The sequence below is a fragment of the Alishewanella longhuensis genome, from assembly GCF_014653435.1.
GTDB lineage: Bacteria > Pseudomonadota > Gammaproteobacteria > Enterobacterales > Alteromonadaceae > Alishewanella > Alishewanella longhuensis.
The window spans coordinates 1-971 of record NZ_BNAO01000023.1; the positions used below are offsets into that span (position 1 = coordinate 1).

Here is a 971-nt window from a genome sequence, read left to right on the forward strand (position 1 = left end):
CCGCGCAAACTAAACCGTTTTAGCCCTTTGTTGGTGCCAATATTGCCAAACACCGGCTCTACTACCGACATGCGGTGGCTATAGATTTGTTTACCGGCCTCGCTATCTACCCGCTGCTTCATCCAATCAGTGTAGTTCGGGGGCGCATTAGCTTTCATTAAAAACGATACCTGTCGGCCATTCCCTTTCCTATGACTCGCCGATCCCGGGTTTATCATGCATTGCTCTTTTAAATTACAATGTCGACATTGTAATAGTCTGCCATTAAATTGCGCTCTTTGTAGCCCGTCTGATTCCAACCTAAAACCTCTAAAGGGTAACAACTCACCTGCCGGGCAAATGCAGGTCATGGCGATAGGGTCAAAAGCAAAAGCGCTCGACGGGATAATCGCTTTTTGGCCTTTAGCGGTAGGGATATGTCGTTTGCCATATTTTAGTTTTTGTTCGCTGAATTTCGGGTCACGTTTTCTAAACTGGTTATCCGGGACATAACCATTTATCTTCTGTTGGTATAAATAGCTATTGTTCGCTTCATTGGCAAAGCCCGTATCGGCCGTCACGATGGTGTTACCGGCAAAAATATCCTCGCTAATCCCCATCCGTTTATAGCGCTGCTTTATCTTTTCCAGCACCGGCACTAAAGTGTGGTGCTCTTGTCCTTCACCGAACGCTTGGGCATCCACTATTATCTGATGCTTCTTATCCACTGCCGCCACGCCGTTATAGCCCTGAATGGTGCCTTTGCTGGTGGTCATTTTGGCGGATTCATTGTCGGTAATGTTACTTTTCACTTCCGTGCGCTTTTTGCCCTGGCCCATCCGTGGACTGGCGGTCTTTAAAAAGTCGGTTATCTTGTCATGCGCTTTATTCAGCGTGTCGATGCTTTGCTGATGCCGGGCTTTGCGCGCTTCATCGGCTGACTCCCGCTCATCCAACTTTTTATGTTGCTCCAGGTGGTAGCGAATTTGCCG

The 971-nt window shown here is 48.0% G+C and carries 1 protein-coding gene; it reads right to left on the reverse strand.

The annotated features are described in order from the left end of the window. Positions 1-971: transposase (locus IE163_RS17640; RefSeq protein WP_189434475.1), on the reverse strand; the 971-nt coding region annotated here is incomplete at both ends.